Origin of the sequence: Phenylobacterium sp. (assembly GCF_035944335.1) — a bacterium.
In the GTDB taxonomy this organism is placed as follows: domain Bacteria; phylum Pseudomonadota; class Alphaproteobacteria; order Caulobacterales; family Caulobacteraceae; genus Phenylobacterium.
Window position 1 is genome coordinate 1 of sequence record NZ_DASZBG010000080.1, and the last position, 19,480, is coordinate 19,480.

Annotated in this window: 22 protein-coding genes; 12 read left to right on the forward strand and 10 right to left on the reverse strand. The window is 69.6% G+C overall.

Going from position 1 to position 19,480, the window contains the following annotated elements:
* From VGT80_RS12825 to VGT80_RS12840, 4 genes are all read right to left on the reverse strand, one after another.
* Positions 1-458: FkbM family methyltransferase (locus tag VGT80_RS12825; RefSeq protein ID WP_327456384.1), on the reverse strand; the 458-nt coding region annotated here is incomplete at its 3' end.
* A gap of 41 nt (positions 459-499) precedes the next feature.
* Positions 500-1,255, reverse strand: a complete 756-nt coding sequence (locus tag VGT80_RS12830; RefSeq protein ID WP_327456386.1) for a hypothetical protein — start codon at positions 1,253-1,255, stop codon at positions 500-502.
* On the reverse strand, positions 1,245-2,057 hold the full coding sequence (locus tag VGT80_RS12835; RefSeq protein WP_327456388.1) for a heme-dependent oxidative N-demethylase subunit alpha family protein: 813 nt from the start codon (positions 2,055-2,057) through the stop codon (positions 1,245-1,247). Before VGT80_RS12835 ends, VGT80_RS12830 begins: the two co-directional genes overlap by 11 nt.
* Positions 2,058-2,067: 10 nt before the next feature.
* Complete coding sequence (locus VGT80_RS12840; RefSeq protein WP_327456390.1) at positions 2,068-2,421, reverse strand: VanZ family protein; 354 nt, start codon at positions 2,419-2,421, stop codon at positions 2,068-2,070.
* 77 nt (positions 2,422-2,498) lie between these two features.
* Between VGT80_RS12840 and VGT80_RS12845 the strand changes: the two genes are divergently transcribed.
* From VGT80_RS12845 to VGT80_RS12855, 3 genes are read left to right on the forward strand one after another with little or no spacing between them, the layout of a single operon-like run.
* Complete coding sequence (locus tag VGT80_RS12845) at positions 2,499-3,161, forward strand: HAD-IA family hydrolase (protein ID WP_327456392.1); 663 nt, start codon at positions 2,499-2,501, stop codon at positions 3,159-3,161.
* Positions 3,158-3,448 (forward strand): 4a-hydroxytetrahydrobiopterin dehydratase, encoded by a 291-nt coding sequence (locus VGT80_RS12850; RefSeq protein WP_327456394.1) that lies wholly within the window; start codon positions 3,158-3,160, stop codon positions 3,446-3,448. The genes VGT80_RS12845 and VGT80_RS12850 overlap by 4 nt, the downstream gene beginning before the upstream one ends.
* Before the next feature lie 17 nt (positions 3,449-3,465).
* The gene (locus VGT80_RS12855; RefSeq protein WP_327456396.1) at positions 3,466-4,242 is read left to right on the forward strand and encodes an SDR family oxidoreductase; all 777 of its coding nucleotides are present in this window, start codon (positions 3,466-3,468) and stop codon (positions 4,240-4,242) included.
* A 130-nt stretch (positions 4,243-4,372) separates the two neighbouring features.
* Here VGT80_RS12855 and VGT80_RS12860 read toward each other — a convergent pair whose 3' ends face one another.
* The gene (locus VGT80_RS12860; RefSeq protein ID WP_327456398.1) at positions 4,373-4,783 is read right to left on the reverse strand and encodes a Tat pathway signal protein; all 411 of its coding nucleotides are present in this window, start codon (positions 4,781-4,783) and stop codon (positions 4,373-4,375) included.
* Positions 4,784-4,967: 184 nt separating this feature from the next.
* Between VGT80_RS12860 and VGT80_RS12865 the strand changes: the two genes are divergently transcribed.
* On the forward strand, positions 4,968-5,852 hold the full coding sequence (locus VGT80_RS12865; RefSeq protein ID WP_327456400.1) for a DUF2189 domain-containing protein: 885 nt from the start codon (positions 4,968-4,970) through the stop codon (positions 5,850-5,852).
* On the opposite strand, the gene VGT80_RS12870 is transcribed toward VGT80_RS12865, so the two are convergent.
* Positions 5,853-7,568: a hypothetical protein gene (locus VGT80_RS12870; protein ID WP_327456402.1), complete on the reverse strand. Its 1,716-nt coding sequence runs from the start codon at positions 7,566-7,568 to the stop codon at positions 5,853-5,855. It lies immediately after the preceding gene.
* Between the two features lie 152 nt (positions 7,569-7,720).
* Between VGT80_RS12870 and VGT80_RS12875 the strand changes: the two genes are divergently transcribed.
* The 5 genes from VGT80_RS12875 (at position 7,721) to VGT80_RS12895 (ending at position 11,240) form a co-directional block, all read left to right on the forward strand.
* On the forward strand, positions 7,721-8,440 hold the full coding sequence (locus VGT80_RS12875) for a response regulator transcription factor (RefSeq protein WP_327456404.1): 720 nt from the start codon (positions 7,721-7,723) through the stop codon (positions 8,438-8,440).
* Positions 8,409-10,007: a stimulus-sensing domain-containing protein gene (locus VGT80_RS12880; protein WP_327456406.1), complete on the forward strand. Its 1,599-nt coding sequence runs from the start codon at positions 8,409-8,411 to the stop codon at positions 10,005-10,007. Before VGT80_RS12875 ends, VGT80_RS12880 begins: the two co-directional genes overlap by 32 nt.
* Positions 10,004-10,498: an HPr kinase/phosphorylase gene (locus VGT80_RS12885; protein WP_327456408.1), complete on the forward strand. Its 495-nt coding sequence runs from the start codon at positions 10,004-10,006 to the stop codon at positions 10,496-10,498. Before VGT80_RS12880 ends, VGT80_RS12885 begins: the two co-directional genes overlap by 4 nt.
* Before the next feature lie 62 nt (positions 10,499-10,560).
* A complete protein-coding gene (locus VGT80_RS12890; RefSeq protein ID WP_327456410.1) occupies positions 10,561-10,965 on the forward strand; it encodes a PTS sugar transporter subunit IIA in 405 nt (134 codons plus the stop codon).
* Positions 10,962-11,240, forward strand: coding sequence for an HPr family phosphocarrier protein (locus tag VGT80_RS12895; RefSeq protein ID WP_327456412.1), 279 nt, complete (start codon positions 10,962-10,964; stop codon positions 11,238-11,240). Before VGT80_RS12890 ends, VGT80_RS12895 begins: the two co-directional genes overlap by 4 nt.
* Before the next feature lie 37 nt (positions 11,241-11,277).
* Here VGT80_RS12895 and VGT80_RS12900 read toward each other — a convergent pair whose 3' ends face one another.
* Genes VGT80_RS12900 through bioB form a run of 4 tightly spaced genes read right to left on the reverse strand, consistent with a single transcriptional unit; the run spans position 11,278 to position 14,874 of the window.
* On the reverse strand, positions 11,278-12,039 hold the full coding sequence (locus VGT80_RS12900) for an ABC transporter permease (RefSeq protein WP_327456414.1): 762 nt from the start codon (positions 12,037-12,039) through the stop codon (positions 11,278-11,280).
* Positions 12,036-12,962, reverse strand: a complete 927-nt coding sequence (locus VGT80_RS12905) for an ABC transporter ATP-binding protein (RefSeq protein WP_327456416.1) — start codon at positions 12,960-12,962, stop codon at positions 12,036-12,038. Before VGT80_RS12905 ends, VGT80_RS12900 begins: the two co-directional genes overlap by 4 nt.
* Before the next feature lie 47 nt (positions 12,963-13,009).
* The gene (locus tag VGT80_RS12910) at positions 13,010-13,882 is read right to left on the reverse strand and encodes an aspartyl protease family protein (protein ID WP_327456418.1); all 873 of its coding nucleotides are present in this window, start codon (positions 13,880-13,882) and stop codon (positions 13,010-13,012) included.
* The gene (gene bioB, locus VGT80_RS12915; RefSeq protein WP_327456420.1) at positions 13,879-14,874 is read right to left on the reverse strand and encodes a biotin synthase BioB; all 996 of its coding nucleotides are present in this window, start codon (positions 14,872-14,874) and stop codon (positions 13,879-13,881) included. The genes VGT80_RS12910 and bioB overlap by 4 nt, the downstream gene beginning before the upstream one ends.
* A 176-nt stretch (positions 14,875-15,050) precedes the next feature.
* Between bioB and VGT80_RS12920 the strand changes: the two genes are divergently transcribed.
* The 3 genes from VGT80_RS12920 to VGT80_RS12930 all read left to right on the forward strand — a co-directional run bounded on the left by VGT80_RS12920 (position 15,051) and on the right by VGT80_RS12930 (position 19,468).
* Complete coding sequence (locus tag VGT80_RS12920) at positions 15,051-16,523, forward strand: CHAD domain-containing protein (protein ID WP_327456422.1); 1,473 nt, start codon at positions 15,051-15,053, stop codon at positions 16,521-16,523.
* A 121-nt stretch (positions 16,524-16,644) separates the two neighbouring features.
* A complete protein-coding gene (gene ahcY / locus VGT80_RS12925; RefSeq protein WP_327456424.1) occupies positions 16,645-18,036 on the forward strand; it encodes an adenosylhomocysteinase in 1,392 nt (463 codons plus the stop codon).
* 73 nt (positions 18,037-18,109) lie between these two features.
* The gene (locus VGT80_RS12930) at positions 18,110-19,468 is read left to right on the forward strand and encodes a carbohydrate porin (protein WP_327456426.1); all 1,359 of its coding nucleotides are present in this window, start codon (positions 18,110-18,112) and stop codon (positions 19,466-19,468) included.
* Positions 19,469-19,480: the final 12 nt, after the last annotated feature.

Here is a 19,480-nt window from a genome sequence, read left to right on the forward strand (position 1 = left end):
AGGCCGCAGTCGTCGAGGCGCCTGGCCTCCACGGTCACCGCGCCAAACGCCTGGCCGTTCAGCTTGTCGACCGACAGGGACGCGCCCTGGTTGGAGTAGCCGGCCTCGCTCTTGGGCACCATCAGCACCGCCTCGCCCGACGTATCGCTGAGCGCGATGGGATGCAGCTGCGCCTTGCCATGGGCCCACCGCTTGAGGACGCTGAACAGCTTGGGATTGGGCTCGAAGGCCGCGACCTCGCAGCCGTGCTGGAGAAGCGCGTAGGTCCAGACGCCCTTGTTGGCGCCCACATCGATCGCCAACCTCGCCGGGTCGGCCAGGAAGGGCACGAGACGGATCTCGCGTTCGCCCTTGCGCAGCTCCTTGCGGTACTTGTAGCGGGCATAGAGCGGCGGCGGGACGAACAGCCGCTTGGCGGTTTCCTCCAGGCTCTCGGGCGGGGTCCAGGACGCGGTCATGCGCAAGCTTTGCGGGCTTTTGGCCGCCAAGTCACCCCGGGTCACCCGGGCTTCAGCGCCTGCACCAGGGCGCCGGAATAGGTCGCGTGGCCCACATGGGTCAGCCGGCTCTCCACATCGGCCCAGACCTCGCCGCCCAGGTCGCGCCAGCGGCGGCAGAAGGCGTAGTCCTCGGACAGATATTCGCCGGTCTCCGGCTCGATCATCGGCTCGAACACCATGACGGTGCGGCCCGGCTCCTCCTCGAGCTCGGCGGTGAGCTCGGGATGGGCCTGCGCCACGCGCCGCACGACCTCGCGGCGGATCAGCAGGAAGCCGGTCCCGGCATAGGCCACCTTGGCCAGGCCGCCCTCCACCTCGATGGCGTTCTGCGGATGGGGGATGAAGCGCACGACATAGCTCAGCGAGGCGGCCTGCAGGTCCGCCGCGCCGGCCAGCGCCGCGGCGCGGATGCGCTCCCAGTCCAGGTGCTTGATGGGATAGACCCCCGCCGCCATGTCCTTGTCGGCGGCCAGCAGGCGAAAGGCGTTCTGCGGCGCGAAGCCGATGTCGGCGTCGATGAACAGCAGGTGGGTGGCGGCGGGATGGGCCAGGAACCGCGCCGCCAGCCGCGCCCGGGCCCGCGGAATGATGCGGTCGTCCTCCAGCAATTCCACGTGGCAGCCGAGGCCGCGCGCTTCGCAGGCGGCCTGCAGCGCCACAACCGCATGCAGGTATTCGATGGTCACCTGGCCGCCGTAGGCCGGGGTGGCGATGTAGAGGTGCGGCGCGGCCATGAGCGCCAGCTTAAGCGCCATGCTCGCGCAGGAAAGCCTCCACCAGGCCGTCGTAGAGCACAAAGCCCTTGTAGGCCCGGAACGCGGGCGTGGCGTCCCGCCAGGCCAGGGCGAAGGCGGCGAGCCGTTCGGGCTCCTCGGCGACGGATGCGAGCGGCGCCAGGTGGACACGGATGGTAAAGACGGCGCCGCCGGTCTCGGGCAGCCGGCGCAGCGTCTGGCGCTCGACGCGGATCTGCAGCGCTTGGCCGGCGTCGGTAGGGGCGATCTCGCCGATCCGGGCGCGGATCGGGGCTGAGCGCGGCGTGTGCAGCTCCGCGGAATTGACGATCGTCCAGTTGCGCCGCTCAAGCACCAGTCCGGGGCGCAGGCCCTCGAAGATGCGCTGCACGCGGACCAGGAAGCGCTCGGAGAAGCCCTCGACCGGGCCATGCAGTTCGCCGAGGCTGCGGCCCACCACCTCGGCGGCGGTGAAGAAGGTGCCGGCGCTCAGCGACAGCGCGGTCAGCCGCCATTGCCCGTCGAGCTTCTGCATCAGGCACAGATCGTCCGGCGTGCGCCGGGCGGCCGCGTAGAGGGGCGGCAGGTCGCCGCGCCGCTGGCCGGGGCCGAGCGCGTCTTCCACCAGCGCCAGCACCTCAGCCTGGCCCTCGCGGGAGCCCGGCGTCTCGGCCCAGACCAGGTCGCGCGCCGCGGCGAACAGCGGATCCTTGCGGGCCGCCGGATCGGCCTCGCCGCCCTCCAGCCAGGCCTCCGGCGCGACGGGCCTCAGGCCGATGGCGAAATCGGCGCCATCCTCCCAGGGCCGACGGCCGACGGTCATTCTCCGGGGCTCATGGGCGCAGGCGGCAGATCGCGAACCAGACGGCGAAGGCCGCGGCCACGCCCACGCAGTCGGCGACCCAGTCCTTCCAGTCCATGTCCCGGCCGAACGGCAGGGCGCCTTGCAGCACTTCCACCGCAATGCCGAAGGTGAGCGTGAAGACCAGGATGGCCGCGGGCTGGCCGGGGAACAGCACCAGGCCGACGGCGGCCAGCACCGCCCAGGCGATGGCGTGCTCGGCCTTGTCCCACAGGTGGCTGTTGGGCAGCGATGTCGACGGCGCCAGGCACATGTAGAGCAGGATGGCCGTGGCCAGGCCGTAGAGGCCGAGGCGGAGCGCGAGGGGGAGGCGATCGAATCCCATGCCGCCTTACTTGCACGTCCTGCGGCCTCTCTCTAGACCGCCCCAGGTGTCCAGGTTGGCATCGGGCGGAGCGGGCCATGGCTGTCGAGGCGGTGATCTGGGATTTCGGCGGGGTGTTCACCTCCTCGCCGTTCGAGGCCTTCAACCGCCTGGAGGCCGAGCGCGGCCTGCCCAAGGACTTCATCCGCACGGTCAACGCCACCAACCCGCACGACAACGCCTGGGCGCTGTTCGAGCGCAATGAAGTCGACGCCGCGGGGTTCGACCGCCTTTTCCTGGAGGAATCCACCGCCCTCGGCCATCCCCTGCGAGGCCGCGACGTGCTGCCGAGGCTCTCGGGCGAACTCCGCCCGCGGATGGTGGCGGCGCTGAAGGCCTGCAAGGCGGCGGGCTTCAAGGTGGGCTGCATCACCAACAACGTGGTCTCCGAGCACTCGCCCGGGCAGGATTCCGAACAGCGCGCCGCCGGCGCCATGGGCCAGGTGATGCCGCTGTTCGACGCCATCATCGAAAGCTCCAAGGCCGGCGTCCGCAAGCCCGACCCGAAGATCTACCTGATGATGTGCGAGCTGCTGGCCGTGTCGCCGCAGGCCTGCGTCTACCTCGACGACCTCGGGATAAATTGTAAGCCTGCCGCCCAGCTTGGCATGACCGCCATCAAGGTGGTCGACGTCGACCAGACCCTGGCCGAACTCGCGGCCGCCACGGGCCTGACCTTCGAGGCGGAGCAACCGGCATGACGCGGCCCGTGAAGATCGGGGCCGCGCAGGCGCTGAAGACCCTGCCCGGCTGGTCGGCGGTCGAGGGCGGCCGCGACGCGATCCAGCGGACTTACAGGTTCGCCGATTTCAACGCGGCCTTCGCCTTCATGACGCGGGCCGCCCTGATGGCCGAGAAGCTCGACCACCATCCGGAGTGGTTCAACGTCTACAATCGGGTCGAGGTGACGCTGGCCACCCACGACGCCGACGGGGTGACCGAGCTGGACGTGCGGCTGGCGACGTTCATGGACGAGATCGCGGGATGACCGTGGGGAGAGAGACGATGGCGGGACGGGTCGCGGGCAAGAAGGCCTTTATCTCGGGCGGGGCCCAGGGACTGGGCGCGGCGGCGGCGCGGCGGCTGGCCGAGGAAGGCGCCAAGGTGAGCGTGGCCGACGTCAATCTCGAGGGCGCCAAGGCCGTGGCGGCCGAGCTCAACGCGGCGCATGGCGAGGGGACCGGCTTCGCCTTCCCGCTGGACGTCACCAAGGAGGACCAGTGGATCTTCGCCCTGGAAGAGGCCGACGAGGCCATGGGCGGGATTTCGGTGCTGGTGAACAACGCCGGCATCAGCCGCGGCGGCGACATCGAGAGCCTCAGCTTCGAGGACTGGAAGCTGGTGATGAGCGTCAATGTCGATTCCGTGTTCCTGGGGACCAAGCACGCGCTCAAGTACATGCGCGCCCACCAGCCGGGCTCGATCGTCAACATCTCCTCGATCGCGGGCCTGATCGCGGCGCACAATTCGCCGGTCTACAACGCCTCCAAGGCCGCGGTCTGGCTGCTGTCGAAGGGCATCGCCCTCCACTGCGCCAAGCAGAAGCTCGACATCCGCTCCAACTCCATCCACCCGACCTTCATCGACACCCCGATCCTCGACCCGCTGCGCCAGCGGTTCGGCAAGGAGGAAGCCGAGGCCAAGCTGGCCCGCCAGGTGCCGCTCGGCCGCATCGGCCAGCCCAGCGATATCGCCAATGCGGTGTTGTACCTGGCGTCCGACGAAAGCCGCTTCATGACCGGCGCCGAACTGAAGCTCGACGGCGGCATCTCGGCGATGTGACCACTAGGCCGTCATCCTCCGGCCACGCACCAGCGGGGTCCGGGGGACCCAAGCGGCCCGGGAATTCCCGCAAGTCAGCTTAGGTCCCCCGCATCTCCCTCCGGTCGAGCGGGGGAAGACGGATGGGGGGCTAGTTCACCAGGATCGCGCCCAGCAGCAGCCGCGCGCCCGGGCCCCCCAGCACCTGGTCGGTCTCGCGTTGCAGAGAGGCGGCCAGGAAATCCGCATTGGGCGCCGCGCCCGGGGGCAAGCCCGCGGCGTAGATCAGCACGGTCTGGAGGTAGGCGGCGCGGATCCTGGGCATGATCGACTCGGCGCGGGCGCGCAGGCCGGCGTTGGGAATGTCGAGGCCGCACTCCAGGGTCAGCACCCCGCGCCGGCCGCCGGGCCTGGTGGTGGCGCCGGTCAGGGTCTCGATCGGGATGTAGGTGACGCCGCCGGCCTTCTTCTTCTTCTCGCCATCGGCGGCCCGGGCGCGCGGCGGCGCGGCCAGGGGAAGGGCAGTGACGGCGAGGCTGAGCAGGAGGTCGCGGCGTCTCATGGGACCACGAGCCTGGCCCGCGCCGGTTAGCGGTCCCTTTACGCCGGAGCCGAAGACGCCGGCCCGTGCTAGGATGGCCCCTGTCTAGCGGGTGCGGCCCTGGGTGCGCGCCGCTCGAGCAATTCGGACGGCTCGCGCCCGCGGCCAAGGCGCCCCAGACCAGAGAAGGTCCGGGAGAAAGCCCATGCCGACTGCCAACCACGTCGAAAACCCCCTCGAATACGTCGTCGAGCGAATGAGCTGGATGGTCGCCGGGATCGGCCGCGCCATCGCCGCCCGGCCGCGCGTCCGCGAGCTGGTCGCGCCGCCGAAGGTGCGCCGGATCGGCCCGGCCGACCTCTGGGCGTCCTTGCGCGAAGGCATGGCCGACCTCGGCGCGGTGCGCGACGACGTGGCCTTCGTGGCGATCATCTATCCGATCGCGGGCCTGGTGCTGGCGGCGGTCGCCTTCCACTACGAGCTGCTGCCGCTGGTCTTCCCGCTGGTGTCCGGTTTCGCCCTGGTGGGCCCGGTGGCCGCGGTCGGCCTCTACGAGATCAGCCGCCGGCGCGAGCTGGGCGAGGAGGTCAACTGGGCGACGGGGCTGAAGGTGCTGCAGGCGCCGAGCCTCGGCTCGATCGTCGGCCTGGGCGCGATCCTGCTGATCCTGTTCACCGCCTGGCTGCTGGTCGCCTGGAGCCTCTACGCGGTGACGCTCGGGCCGCAGCCGCCCACCAGCCTGAGCGGCTTCGCCCGCGAGGTGCTCACCACGCCGGCCGGCTGGACCATGACGGCGGTGGGCGTGGCCGCCGGCTTCGTCTTCGCCGCCGTAGCCTTCGGGCTGAGCGCCGTCTCGTTCCCGCTGTTGCTCGACCGAGACGTGGGCGTGGCCCGCGCGGTCGAGACCTCGCTGCGGGCGATCCGGGAGAACCCCGCCACCATGGCGCTCTGGGGCCTGATCGTCGCCGGGGGACTGGCGCTGGGTTCGCTGCCGGCCTTCGCCGGGCTGATCCTGGTCATGCCGCTGCTCGGACACGCGAGCTGGCGGCTTTATCGCAAGGTGGTCGTCGCGCCGGGGGCCGAAGGCTGACTAGGCGGCCAGCCCGGCCTGCTGAATGAGGTCGCGGACGGCCTCCACCTGATCGGGCTCCCGGGAGAGCTCGGCGCGGGTGTCCTCGTGGCGAACCAGCTTCATGGCCTCGGCCTTGGCGCGATCGGCGGCGGGCCCCAGGGGCGCGCTCTCCCCGCAGGCGAGCTTGAGGAGCAGGGTCAGCCGGTGCACCGCCGAGGTGTTGGCCTTGGCGAGCTGGGCGGTCAGCTTGGCGTCGGCCTCGATCAGGCCGCCGAGGTCACCGAGCTTGAACTGGATCGGCTCGAAGTCCTCCGCCACCAGGCCGCAACGGGCGCAGGCGCGCTGCAGCGAGGCCAGAGCCGCCAGTCGGCCGGCCACGCCATCGCTGGAGTTGCGGAACTCCTTCTCGAAGCGCAGCGAGGAGATCACGGCCTTCAGCCAGCGGCCGGCCTGGCGCTTGTTGGCCGCGCCGATGATGTTCTCGGTCAGCCACACCAGGGCCTCGGCCTCGTCCTTGGCCTGTTTGCCGGCGCCCAGGTAGGATTCCACGAACTCGCCGGTCACCAGCATCTTGGAGCGATTGGAGAAGGCGGTCTGGACATCCTCCAGCGGCAGCAGCTTGCCGGCCGCCGCGGTCAGCGACATGGCGAGCGCGCGCAGGATGTCGATCTCGGCCACCGCGTCGCCGGGGCGCAGGCGGCGCGGCCCGTTCAGCTCGCGCAGGATGCGCGCGCCGATGGCGGCGCGGACATGGGTGAAGGCGTCGTCGGTCAGCCAGCCGGCCAGCCGCTGGGCGGCGGGTGAGAGGGGCGGCATCACCTTGGCCACGCCCGGTTCGGCCTTCATCAGCATGGTGACCGCGTCGGCGGCGGCCAGGCGGGTCATGGCGGCGAGGTTGCCGCCGAGGTCCAGACCCTTGCCCAGAATGTCCTCGAGGCCCGGCTTGGAGCCCAGGATCTCGGCCAGCGGCTGGGCGAGGGTGGCCAGCGCCAGGGCGCGGGGCGCGCCCTTGGCCGGCGCCCCGTCGGCCAGATCCAGCAGGCGCGAGACCTTCTCGATCCAGCCGCGGGCGGGCGCGATGGAGGCCGCGACGCCGGCGCCCAGCAGGTAGCTGCGGTCGGGATCGTGCGAGATGCGCTCGGCGGCCGCGGCGAAGCCTTCCTTGTCGACGTCGGGCAGCTTGCCCTTGCGGCCGTCGGTGAGCAGTCGCTCGATGGCGCGTTCGATCAGGGCGTGGAAGGCGCGGATGACCTCGTGGACCGAGCAGCCGCGGGCCTGGGCCTCGGGGATGGCGATCTTCTGCACCGCGTGCTGCAGGTCGGTGCCGGACGTCTCCAGCTGCTCCACAAGGTCGGGCCGGTGCAGCAGCTCGAAGGGGGTCGCGTGGTTGCGCTCCAGCCAGCTTTCCAGGAGCCGGCCGATCCGCTCGCGCGCGTGGATGGTGTAGAGGTCCTGCGGGGTGACGCAGATCGGCTCCACGTCCTCGCGGACCGGCGCGCGTTTGGGACCGCCCTCGGCGAGTCCGTCCTTGAAGATTGTGACCGTCTGGAACTCGCGGGTCTCGTCGTCGAGGGTCTCCTTGGTGACCTTCACGCCGGCCACGCGGCCATCCTTCATGAGATCCTGCGCGGCCGAGACGGCGGCGGCGCGAATCTCAGTCGCCATCTCCAGCGCCCAGCCGGAACCGGGCGTCTTGCGGACGTAGACCTCGAAATGCACGCGCCCACTACCCATCTTGACGTGGCTCCCCCCGGAGACCGCATAAGGTCTACGATCAACCTTAAGCTCAGGTTGATCTGCGGGAACGCTTCGCGCACGCGCCCCATTGAGGCCACGGTGCGGGCCGAATAGCTTCGCCATATTCCGCAAGGAGACCTCGAACCTCGATGGCCAAGATCACCCTGGTGGACGACGACGAGAACATCGTCACGTCGGTGAGCCTCGCGCTGGAAAGCCACGGCCACACGGTCAAAGCCTATTTCGACGGCGCGGCGGGCCTGGCGGCGCTGGAGAACGAACCGCCGGACCTCGCCATCCTCGACGTGAAGATGCCGCGCATGGACGGCATGGAAGTGCTGCGCCGGCTGCGGCGCACCACCGACCTGCCGGTGATCATCCTCACCTCCAAGGACGACGAGATCGACGAGATCCTCGGCTTCAACCTCGGCGCCGACGACTACATCCACAAGCCGTTCAGCCAGCGCCTGCTCATCGAGCGGGTGAAGGCGATCCTGCGCCGCGCGGGCATCGATGGCGAGGAGGCCGCCATGACCCCGGCCCAGGCCGCGGCCGAGGCCGGCGCGCGAGCGATCAAGCGCGGCAAGCTGACCATGGACCCGGCGCGCCACGACTGCCTGTGGGACGGCAAGCAGGTGAAGCTGACGGTGACCGAATTCCTGCTGCTGCAGGCGCTCGCCCAGCGCCCCGGATTCGTGAAGAGCCGCGACAACCTTATGGACGCGGCCTACGACGATCAGGTCTATGTCGACGATCGTACGATCGACAGCCACATCAAGCGCATGCGCAAGAAATTCCGTGAAGTGGACCCTGAGTTCGACGCGATCGAAACCCTCTATGGCGTCGGATACCGCTACCGGGAAACCTGAGCGGCCGAGGCGGCGCTCCCGGCTGGACTGGCTGCCGGGCTCGCGGCTCGGCCGGCTGATCGTCGTCCTCAACGTGCTGGGCCTGGCGATCCTGATCGTCGGCGCCCTGGTGCTCAATGAGCTCCGGCGCGGCCTGGTCAACGCCCGCATCGACAGCCTGACCACCCAAGGCGAGCTGATCGCCACCATCCTCGACGAGTACGCCACCGCCGGCGACCCGGCGCCGATGATGAACGCCGCCCTCGGCAGCGAGACGCTGCAGATGCTGGCCAATCCCAAGACCCAGCGGGCACGGCTGTTCGACGCCCACGGCAAGGTGGTGGCCGACAGCGACTGGGTGGCCGACCGCGTCCGCCTGCGCGATCTGCCGCCGGCCAGGCGACGCGGCGAGACGGGCAAGATGAGCTTCCAGCTCCCGGCGCTGAGCGCAGCGCCCACGGCGCGCGAGGCGCATCAGCAGCTCCAGGCCGAGGTCGCCCACGCGCTGGCGGGCCAGCGCTGGGCCGGGATGCGGGTCGGCGAGGACGGCAAGCGCGTGGTCTCGGTCTCCATCCCGATCCAGCGGGTGCAGGCGGTGCTGGGCGTGCTGACCCTGGAAGCCAATGACGTCGACGCCATCATCGCCCGCGAACGGGCGGCGCTGATCCCGTTCATCCTGATCGCCATCGCCGTGACCCTGTCCTCGTCCCTGCTGCTGAACCGGCTGGTCGCCCAGCCGGTTCGCCGGCTGGCGCGGGCGGCCGACAGCGTGCGCCTGTCCCGGGCCCGCGCCATCTCCCTGCCCGACCTCGCCAAGCGCGACGACGAGCTCGGCGATCTGACCCGCAGCCTGGAGGATATGACCGCCTCGCTGTCGGAGCGGATGGACGCCATCGAACGCTTCGCCGCCGACGTGGCCCACGAGATCCGCAATCCCCTGACCTCGCTGCGGTCGGCCGTCGAGACCCTGGACATCGTCACCGATCCGGTGGCGCGCGAACGGCTGCTCTCCATCCTCAAGAACGACGTGCAGCGGCTCGACCGGCTGGTCACCGACATCTCCAACGCCTCGCGGCTGGACGCCGAGCTGTCCCGCGATCAGCCCCGGCGCATCGACATGGAGCGGCTGATCTTCGAGGTGACGGCCCTCTACCAGGCGACCGCCAAGCCCGGCGAGATTCGCGTGCGCTTCGAGGCGACCCCGGGCCTGGAGCCGCCTTTCGTCATGGGCCGCGAGGGCCCGCTGAGCCAGATCTTCCGCAACCTGATCGACAACGCCCGCTCCTTCTCGCCGCCGGGCGGCGAGGTGGTGGTGGGGCTGGCCCGCGCCAAGGGCACGGTGATCGCCACGGTCGCCGACAGCGGCCCCGGCATCCCGCCGGAGAACCTGGAGACGGTGTTCGAGCGCTTCTACACCTCGCGGCCGAAAGGCGCGGCGTTCGGCGGCAACTCGGGTCTGGGCCTCTCCATCGCCCGCCAGATCGCCCAGGCCCATGGCGGCCATCTGCGCGCCGCCAACCGCATGAAGCCGGACGGCGAGATCGGCGGCGCCATGTTCATCCTGACCATGCCCGAGGTCGCCGCGTGATCCGCCCCGAGACGCGCCCCGAGACGCGCCCCGAGACGCACCCCGAGATTCGTCACGCCGGCCTGATCGCGCGCCGGGCGGCCGGCCTCGGCGGCGGCCTTTGGCGCGGCGTCCTGATCGAGGGCCCTTCCGGCGCCGGCAAGAGCGACCTGGCGCTGCGCGCGCTGGATCATGGCTTCACCTTGGTGGCCGACGATCGCGTCGAGCTGTGGGTGTCCGACGGCCGGCTGTTCGGCAAGGCGCCGGCCGCGCTCGCCGGGCTGATCGAGGCGCGCGGTGTCGACATCCTGCGGCTGACCGCCCTGCCGCTGGCGGAGGTGGCCCTGGTGGTGCGCTGCGCAACGCCGGAGCGGCTGCCCGACGCCGAGCGCACGGAAATCCTCGGCGTCGCCCTGCCTGCGGTGACCATTTCGGCCCTGGAAGCCTCGGCTCCTGCGAAACTCAGTCGCGCGCTGGCGAGGTTTGACGGGGCCCTCAACAGGCGTATGTAGCACCGCTCGCGGACAAGGATTTCGGGCCGCGGCGGGTGGGGATAACCCTTGAGAGCACTGGCATGATCGGGCTCGTGATCGTCACGCACGGGCGGCTGGCGGAGGAATTCATCTTCGCCATGGAGCATGTGGTGGGGCCGCAGGCCGCGGTCGAAGCCATCTGCATCGGGCCCGAGGACGACATGGAACGCCGCCGCGCCGATATCCTGGCGGCCTGCGGACGGGTCAACACCGGCCAGGGCGTGATCCTGCTCACCGACATGTTCGGCGGCACCCCGTCCAACCTCGCCATTTCGGTGATGGAGCAGACCAAGGCCGAGGTGATCGCGGGCCTCAACCTGCCGATGCTGATCAAGCTCGCCAGCGTGCGCAACCGCCAGAGCCTGGAAGATTGCGTCGCCTGCGCCCAGGAGGCCGGCCGCAAGTACATCTCCGTCGCCTCCTACGTGCTGGCCGGCGAGAAGTGACCAGGACGGCGAGCCGCAGCGTCGACATCGTCAATATCCGGGGCCTGCACGCGCGCGCCTCGGCCAAGTTCGTCAAGCTCGCCTCCACATTCGACGCCGAGGTCCGGGTCTCCAAGGACGGCCAGACCGTCGACGCCCGCTCGATCATGGGCCTGATGATGCTGGCCGCCGGACCGGGGTGCTGCATCGAGATCGAAGCCGAGGGCAAGGACGCCGCCGCCGCCGTGGCCGCGCTGGAACAGCTCGTCGCCACCAAGTTCGACGAGGACGAGTAGGACTCACCCCTCCCCTGAAGAGCAGGGATGCGACCCGTCAGGTCTTCAGCTTCCAGCCGGTCCGGAAGATCCAGGTCACGGCCGCCAGGCAGGCCGCCATGAAGCCGAGGGTCATCGACAGGCTGATGCCGACGCCCACGTCGGAGACCCCGTAGAAGGCCCAGCGGAAACCGCTGATCAGATAGACCACCGGGTTGAAGAGGGCGATCTGCTTCCACACGCCCGGCAACATGCTGATCGAATAGAAACTTCCCCCTAGGAAGGTCATCGGGGTGATCACCATCAGCGGCACGATCTGCAGCTTCTCGAACCCGTCGGCCCAGATTCCGAGCAGGAAGCCGAACAGCGAGAAGGTGACCGAGGTCAGCACCAGGAAGGCCAGCGCCACCGCGGCGTGGGCGATGGAATAGGCCACGAAGAACCGCGCGGTCACGGCGATCACCAGGCCCAGGATCACCGATTTGGTGGCCGCGGCCCCCACATAGCCCAGCACGATCTCGACGGCGGAAATGGGCGCGGAAAGCACCTCGTAGATGGTGCCGGCCCACTTGGGCATATAGATGCCGAAGCTGCCGTTGGAGATGCTCTCCGTCAGGATCGACAGCATGATCAGCCCCGGCACGATGAAGGCGCCATAGCTGACCCCATCCACGGCCGGCATGCGCCGCCCGATCGCCGCGCCAAAGACGATGAAATAGAGCGAGGTGGTGATCACCGGCGCGGCCAGGCTCTGCACGACGGTGCGGGCCCAGCGGTGCATCTCGAACATATAGATGGCGCGGATGGCGTGGACGTTCATTGCGCGCCCCTCACCAGGCTGACGAAGATCTCCTCCAGCGAACTCTGTTGCGTCTGCAGGTCCTTGAAGTCGACGCCCCTCTTCGACAGCTCACGCAGCAGCTCGGCGATGCCGGTGTGCTCCGCCTGGGCGTCGAAGGTGTAGGTGAGCTCGCTTCCCTCGGCGCCGAGCGCCAGGTCGTATTGCGTGAGCCCCGCCGGCACGGCCTTCAGGGGCTCCTGCAGCTGGAGGGTCAGCTGCTTCTTGCCGAGCTTCTGCATCAGGACCTTCTTGTCCTCCACCAGGATCAGCTCTCCCTTGGAGATCACCCCCACCCGGTCGGCCATCTCCTCAGCCTCCTCGATGTAGTGGGTGGTCAGGATGATGGTCACGCCGTTCTCGCGCAGACCCCGGACCATCTCCCACATGTCGCGCCGCAGCTCCACGTCGACCCCGGCCGTGGGCTCGTCGAGAAACAGGATCTTCGGTTCGTGGGACAACGCCTTGGCGATCATCACCCGCCGCTTCATGCCGCCCGAGAGCGCCATGATCTTCTCGTCCTTCTTGTCCCAGAGCGAGAGGTCCTTCAGCACCTTCTCCAGGTGCGCCGGATTGGGGGCTTTTCCGAACAGGCCGCGGCTGAACTTCACCGTGTCCCACACCCGCTCGAACGCATCGGTGTTCAGCTCCTGCGGCACCAGCCCGATCTTCGAGCGCGCCGCGCGGTAATCGCGGATGATGTCGTGACCGTCCGCCGTCACCCTGCCCGCCGTCGGGCGAACCAGGCCACAGGTGATGCCGATCAGGGTGGTCTTGCCCGCGCCGTTGGGGCCCAAGAGGGCGAAGATCTCGCCCTCGCCGATCGTCAGGTCGACGTTCTTCAGCGCCTGGAAGCCGCCGGCGTAGGTCTTCGAAAGACCCTCAATCTGGATGATCGGCTGCACTCAGGCTCCCCCGCTGGGCGACAGATAGGGCTCGCAGGACGCTCGAACTAGGCCTGCGCCGACACGGTGCAGCCGAAGCGACCGGCAGCGTAGTCGAAATAGGGGCCGATCTTGTCGAGGGTCGCATTGCCCAGAAAGCCCACGGCGTCGGGTCGTGCGAAGTAGCCGACCGGCGGCTGGACGATGGCGCGGGCGGGCGCAAGGGCGCGGCCGCAGAGCTCGAACCGATCGAGGGCATGGACCGGCAGCTCCAGTCGCGCGGCGCCGGTCCCGCCGGCGCTGAACACCTGCAGTGGCTTGCCGGACAGGCCGGCGTCGCGCGCCTGCGCCTGCGTCAGGTTCACGTAGAAGACGGCGCCCGGCGAGAGCGATGCGCCGGTGTCGAGCCGCAGCCGCATCGGCCGTCCGTTCACCGCCGCCTCGACCGAGGGAATGCCGTTGTCGAGGGTCATCGGGCGGGTGTCGCGCGGCGTTCGCGCCCGCCAGACCAGCCGGCCGGCGGCATAGTCGATGCGAAGCGGCGCCTGGTCCAGGAACTCCTGGCCCAGGATGCCGACGCAGGCCGGGTCGTAGCTGCCGAGCCCATAGACCGTGACGTCGACGGTCCGTCGGAACACAGAGCCGATCTCGAGGCGGACGGAGGCCGCGCGCGCGACCTCCGTCCCGGCGGTTCCCTCCACCTGGCCGCCGGTCTCCAGCGGGAGGCCGAGCTTCGCGGCGAAGGCGGCGTCGAGGGCGCTGCGCGATGCCCCGGTGTCGAGGATCATGCGCGCGGGACGACCCTCGATACGCACCTCGATGAACAGCCCGCCATAGCGGTCGTAGATCAGCGGCAGGCCGGTTTCCGCCGCGCGCGCCAGATCGGGCCCGGCGAGCAGTCCGGACCCCGCGGCCAGCATATCGCGGCGGCTCGGCCTCACGGGGCCGCCGCGGTCCCCATCGGCCGCATCTTCAGGTCGGCGAGCAGGGCCTCGTCGGTGTTGCGGTCGGGATTGTTGGTGGTGAGCAGCCGGCCACCGACGAAGATCGAATTGGCGCCGGAGAGGAAGCACAGGGCCTGCAGCTCCTTGGTCATGTGCTCGCGGCCGGCGGCGATGCGCACCACCGACTTCGGGCAGACCAGCCGCGCGACGGCGATCATGCGCACGAACTCCAGCGGATCGACCGGCGTGGAGCCCCCCAATGGCGTGCCAGGTATCGGCATCAGGTCGTTGATCGGCAGGCTTTCCGGATGGCTCGGCAGGGTCGCCAGCTGGTGCAGCAGGCCCGCGCGGTCGCGGCGGGTCTCGCCCATGCCGACGATGCCGCCGCAGCAGGTGGAGATGCCGGCCTCGCGCACCGCGCTGAGCGTATCCAGCCGCTCCTGATAGGTCCGCGTGGTGACCACCTGGTCGTAGTAGTCGGGGCCGGTGTCGAGGTTGTGGTTGTAGAAGTCGAGGCCGGCAGCCTTCAGGCCCTTCGCCTGGGCGGGCGTCAGCATGCCGAGCGTGGCGCAGGTCTCCAGGCTCAACGCCTTCACGCCGGCGATCATGGCCGCCACCTTCGGCAGGTCGCGGTCCTTCAGGTCGCGCCAGGCCGCGCCCATGCAGAAGCGCTGCGCTCCGCCCGCCTTGGCCTGCGCGGCCGCGGCGATCACTGCATCGGCCTCCATCAGCTTCGAGGCGGTGGTGGCGGTCTTGAAGTGCTGCGACTGGCTGCAGTAGCCGCAGTTCTCCGGGCAGCCGCCGGTCTTCACCGACAGAAGTTGGGAAATCTGCAGCTCGGTCGGATCGAACCAGGCCCGGTGGACCTCGGCGGCCCGGAACACCAGCTCGGTGAACGGCAGCTCGAACAGCGCCTCCACCTGCTCCAATGTCCAGTCGTGGCGCGGCTGGGCCCAATCGCGGCTGGCGTTGAGGACGGGCGCGTTCATGGAAGCCTCCGGGTTCGGCCGGCTTTAGAGCCCGACCGCCGCCGACAGGCAACCCGTTGGCGCTGCGGCGCGCTTCTTAGGCGTGGGCGGTAGAGAGGCGTGTCATCAAACTGTCACGAGCATTGCAGCGCACAAGTGATAGGACTCCGCCGTCGGCGCCGGTTGGAGCACCACGCGTGAGCGGATCTCGAGAGATCGAGCTGAAGTTCCTGTGCCACCCAAACGACCTTGGCGCGGTCCTGGCGGCCGCGCCGGAGGGCGACGACGATTCCCGCGAGCTGATCAGCGTCTATTTCGACACCCCGGACCTCACCTTGCAGAAGGCTGGCGTCTCGCTACGGGTGCGCGAGAGCAAGGGCCGCCGCATCCTCACGATGAAGCGCGGGGAGGGGCTGGCGCGCGAGGAATATGAGGCGCCCCTGGAGGGCGAAGCCCCGAACGGCGAGTTCGCACCGCTGCGCGAGATCCTTTCCGATGGCGACGCCGCGGCCCTGAAGCCCGCCTACAACGTCCGCGTCACCCGCCGCCAGCGGCTGGTGAAGTTCGCCGGCGCCGAGATCGAGCTGGCCCTCGACCAGGGCGAGGTCTCCGGCGGCGTGCGCGTCTCGCCGATCAGCGAGGTGGAGCTGGAGCTGAAGGCCGGCCATCCCTCGGCCCTGTTCGACCTGGCCCGCGACCTGTCGAAATATGCCCCGCTCTATCTGTCCTTCGACACCAAGTCGGCCCGCGGCCAGGCGCTGGTCGCCGGCCAGACGGTGGAGGCGCGGCGCAAGGAAAAGGTGAAGCTCGACAAGGCCGCGACCGCCGGCGCGGCGTTCCAGACCGGCGCGCGCAATGCCCTGGCCCAGATCGCCGCCAACGCCGCGGTGCTGCGCGAGGCGCCGGGCCCGCACGCCGTGCACCAGCTCCGCGTCGCCGCCCGCCGGCTGCGCAGCGGCCTCGTCACCTTCCGCCGGGTGGTCGAGGACCCCGGCTACGGCCAGGTGAAGGCCGAGCTGCGCTGGCTCGCCAAGGCCTTCGACGAGGCGCGAAACCTCGATGTCTATGCCGAGACCGTGCTGGAGCCGGCGATCCGCATGCCATCCCCGCCCGCCGGGCTGTCGGCCCTGGTCAATGCGGTGGCCGAAGCGCGCGAGGCGGCGCGCAAGACCGCCGGCGAGACGGCCTCCTCGATGCGCTTCCGCACCCTGATGATCGACGCCACCGGTTGGGTCGAGACCGGCGCCTGGCTCTCCGCCGAACCGGCCCGCCAGCCGGCGAGGCCCTTCGCGGCCCGCACCCTGGACCATCGCCTGGCCAGGCTGATGAAGCAGGGATCCAAGCTCGAGACGCGCGACGACGCGGCCCGCCACGCGGCCCGTATCCAGGCCAAGAAGCTGCGCTACGCCGCCGAGGGTTTCGGCGGCCTGTGGCCGGAGAAAAAGGCCGACCGCTTCGTGGGCCGCGTGAAGCGGCTGCAGGATGAGCTGGGCGGCCTCAACGACATCGCCACCGCGGAGTCCCTGCTGGCCGGGCTCGCCCTCACGCCCGACGCGGCCTATGCGGCCGGCGAGCTGGAGGGCCTGCGCCTGGCCCGCAAACCGAAGCTCGTCGCCTCCGCCGCCAAGGCCCTCGGCCGCCTGGCCGACGCCGAGCCGTATTGGCGCTAGAAATCCCTCCTCCAAAGAGGAGGGAAAGGTCACATAAAGAAATCCTTATATCCTCCTTGCCGGGCTTCCGCCGCGCCGCTATAGAGCCGCGACTTAGAAATTCCGCCTGCAAGGACAGCACATGGCCGACTACCTCGTCAGAGACATCTCCCTCGCCGACTGGGGCCGCAAGGAGATCGAGATCGCCGAGACCGAGATGCCGGGCCTGATGGCCGTGCGCGCCGAGTTCGGCAAGGACCAGCCGCTGAAGGCCGCCCGCATCGCGGGCTCCCTGCACATGACCATCCAGACCGCGGTCCTGATCGAGACCCTGCAGGCCCTGGGCGCCGAGGTCCGCTGGGCCTCGTGCAACATCTTCTCCACCCAGGACCATGCGGCCGCGGCCATCGCGGTCACCGGCACGCCGGTGTTCGCCGTGAAGGGCGAGACGCTGATCGAGTACTGGGAATACGCCCACAAGATCTTCGAGTGGCACGACGGCGGCTACCCGAACCTGATCCTCGACGACGGCGGCGACGCCACCCTGCTCTGCGTGCTGGGCCCCAAGGCCGAGAAGGATCCCTCGATCCTCAACAACCCGCAGAACGAGGAGGAAGAAGCCCTCTATGCGGTGATGAAGCGCTATCTGCAGGAGAAGCCGGGCTTCTATTCGGCGATCCGCGACGCCATCAAGGGCGTGTCGGAAGAGACCACCACCGGCGTCCACCGCCTCTATCAGATGGCCGAGCGCGGCGAGCTGCCGTTCCCGGCGATCAACGTCAACGACAGCGTCACCAAGTCGAAGTTCGACAACCTCTACGGCTGCCGCGAGAGCCTGGTGGACGCCATCCGCCGCGGCACCGACGTGATGCTGGCCGGCAAGACCGCGGTCGTCCTGGGCTACGGCGACGTGGGCAAGGGCTCGGCCGCGTCGCTGCGCAACGGCGGCGCGCGGGTCATGGTCACCGAGGTCGACCCGATCTGCGCCCTGCAGGCGGCGATGGAGGGCTATGAGGTGGTCACCGTCGACGACGTCGCGGACAAGGCCGACATCTTCATCACCGCGACCGGCAACAAGGACGTGCTGACCGTGGACCACATGCGCAAGATGAAGAACAACGCGATCGTGGCCAACATCGGCCACTTCGATTCCGAGATCCAGATCGCGGGCCTGCGCAACTTCAAGTGGGACAAGATCAAGGACCAGGTCCACCACGTGGAGTTTCCGGACGGCAAGAAGATCATCGTCCTGTCGGAAGGCCGGCTGGTGAACCTCGGCAACGCCACCGGCCACCCAAGCTTCGTGATGAGCGCCTCCTTCACCAACCAGACGCTCGCCCAGATCGAGCTGTGGCAGCACGGCAAGAAGTACGAGACGAAGGTCTACACCCTGCCCAAGCACCTCGACGAGAAGGTGGCCATGCTGCACCTCGACAAGCTGGGGGCGAAGCTCACGACGTTGTCGAAGGACCAGGCCGACTACATCGGCGTGCCGACGGCCGGGCCGTTCAAGCCTGAGCACTACCGCTACTAGGGAACCTGATGCGCGGCGGCGTATTCAAGCGCCGCCGCGGGCGTTATGGCTCCGGCGTGGCTGGGGAGGATCCATGGCGGCTGGTGGACTGAGGACCTGGGCGCTCGCCCTGTCGCTGGCGCTGGCTGGCGCGACCGCCGCCCTGGCTCAGGACAGCGGCTCCGGCGATGAGTCGGCGAGGAAACCGGTGACGCCGGAGCGCTGGGCGGTGCACCTGCAGGGCACCGACATCCTGCAGTACTACCCGCGCTTCACGGCGCCCTACGCCGGGACCAACAGTTTCCGAGCCGGACCCGCCTGGGGCAACACGGTGGATGCGACGCTCTACGCGGGCTTGCGGCCGTGGGCCGGCGGCGAGGTCTGGGGGAACCTGGAGATGTACGAGGGCTACGCGCCCTCCAATACCCTGGGCGCCGCGGGCTATGTGAACGGCGACGGCGCCAAGGTCGGCCGCGCCCACGCCTATGCCCGCATCGCGCGCCTGTTCGTGCGCCAGACCGTCGACCTCGGCGGCGAGGCCGACGACCAGGACGCCGACCTCAACCAGCTGGCGGCCCACCGCAGCAAGGACCGGCTGGTGTTCACCGCCGGCAAGCTCAACGTCACCGACATCTTCGACACCAACAAATACGCCCACGATCCGCGCGAGGACTTCCTCAACTGGTCGATGATCGCCGCCGGCAGCTTCGACTACGCCGCTGACGCCTGGGGCTACACCTATGGCGCGACCGGCGAATGGTATGCCGGCGACTGGACCTGGCGGGGCGGGATCTTCGACCTCTCGAACGTGCCCAACAACGCGGTGCTGACCTCGGACTTCCACCAGTTCCAGCTGGTCGGCGAAGCGGAGCGGCGGTTCACCTGGAACGGCCATCCCGGCGCCGTGCGGCTGACCGGCTTCCTGACCCGCGGCAACATGGGCCGCTACGACGACGCCGTCGCCCTGGCGCAGCGGACCGGCGCGCCCGCCGACACCGCCCTCGTCCGCCGCTACGCCAGCCGTCCGGGCCTGCATCTCGGCTTCGAGCAGGAGGTGGCCGACGGGATCGGGGTGTTCGGCCGGCTGGGCGCCGACGATGGCCGCTTCGAGTCCTACGAATACACTGACATCGACCAGACGGCGCAGGCCGGCGTCTCGGTCTCCGGCGCCCGCTGGGGCCGCAAGGAGGACACCGCCGCGGTGGCCGCGGTGGTGAACCGCCTGTCCCGGCCGGGCCAGCGCTACCTCGACGCCGGCGGCCTCGGCATCCTGGTGGGCGACGGCAAGCTGCCGCATCCGGGCGCCGAGGAGATCCTCGAGGCCTACTACAGCGTGGCGCTGGCCAAGGACATTCACCTGACCCTCGACGATCAGCTCGTCGTGCACCCGGCGTACAACCGCGACCGTGGCCCGGTGAACGTGATCGGCCTGCGGCTGCATCTGCAGCACTGAAGCCGGCCTGTT

Excerpts from the sequence above, each read along its gene's own strand:
- VGT80_RS12860 (WP_327456398.1), bottom strand. The coding sequence starts at position 4,783 with ATGAGACGCCGCGACCTCCTGCTCAGCCTCGCCGTCACTGCCCTTCCC.
- VGT80_RS12875 (WP_327456404.1), top strand. The coding sequence starts at position 7,721 with ATGGCCAAGATCACCCTGGTGGACGACGACGAGAACATCGTCACGTCG.
- VGT80_RS12830 (WP_327456386.1), bottom strand. The coding sequence starts at position 1,255 with ATGGCGCTTAAGCTGGCGCTCATGGCCGCGCCGCACCTCTACATCGCC.
- VGT80_RS12900 (WP_327456414.1), bottom strand. The coding sequence starts at position 12,039 with ATGAACGTCCACGCCATCCGCGCCATCTATATGTTCGAGATGCACCGC.
- VGT80_RS12850 (WP_327456394.1), top strand. The coding sequence starts at position 3,158 with ATGACGCGGCCCGTGAAGATCGGGGCCGCGCAGGCGCTGAAGACCCTG.
- VGT80_RS12845 (WP_327456392.1), top strand. The coding sequence starts at position 2,499 with ATGGCTGTCGAGGCGGTGATCTGGGATTTCGGCGGGGTGTTCACCTCC.
- VGT80_RS12930 (WP_327456426.1), top strand. The coding sequence starts at position 18,110 with ATGGCGGCTGGTGGACTGAGGACCTGGGCGCTCGCCCTGTCGCTGGCG.
- VGT80_RS12840 (WP_327456390.1), bottom strand. The coding sequence starts at position 2,421 with ATGGGATTCGATCGCCTCCCCCTCGCGCTCCGCCTCGGCCTCTACGGC.
- VGT80_RS12880 (WP_327456406.1), top strand. The coding sequence starts at position 8,409 with ATGGCGTCGGATACCGCTACCGGGAAACCTGAGCGGCCGAGGCGGCGC.
- bioB (WP_327456420.1), bottom strand. The coding sequence starts at position 14,874 with ATGAACGCGCCCGTCCTCAACGCCAGCCGCGATTGGGCCCAGCCGCGC.
- VGT80_RS12835 (WP_327456388.1), bottom strand. The coding sequence starts at position 2,057 with ATGACCGTCGGCCGTCGGCCCTGGGAGGATGGCGCCGATTTCGCCATC.
- VGT80_RS12870 (WP_327456402.1), bottom strand. The coding sequence starts at position 7,568 with ATGGGTAGTGGGCGCGTGCATTTCGAGGTCTACGTCCGCAAGACGCCC.
- ahcY (WP_327456424.1), top strand. The coding sequence starts at position 16,645 with ATGGCCGACTACCTCGTCAGAGACATCTCCCTCGCCGACTGGGGCCGC.
- VGT80_RS12890 (WP_327456410.1), top strand. The coding sequence starts at position 10,561 with ATGATCGGGCTCGTGATCGTCACGCACGGGCGGCTGGCGGAGGAATTC.
- VGT80_RS12855 (WP_327456396.1), top strand. The coding sequence starts at position 3,466 with ATGGCGGGACGGGTCGCGGGCAAGAAGGCCTTTATCTCGGGCGGGGCC.
- VGT80_RS12865 (WP_327456400.1), top strand. The coding sequence starts at position 4,968 with ATGCCGACTGCCAACCACGTCGAAAACCCCCTCGAATACGTCGTCGAG.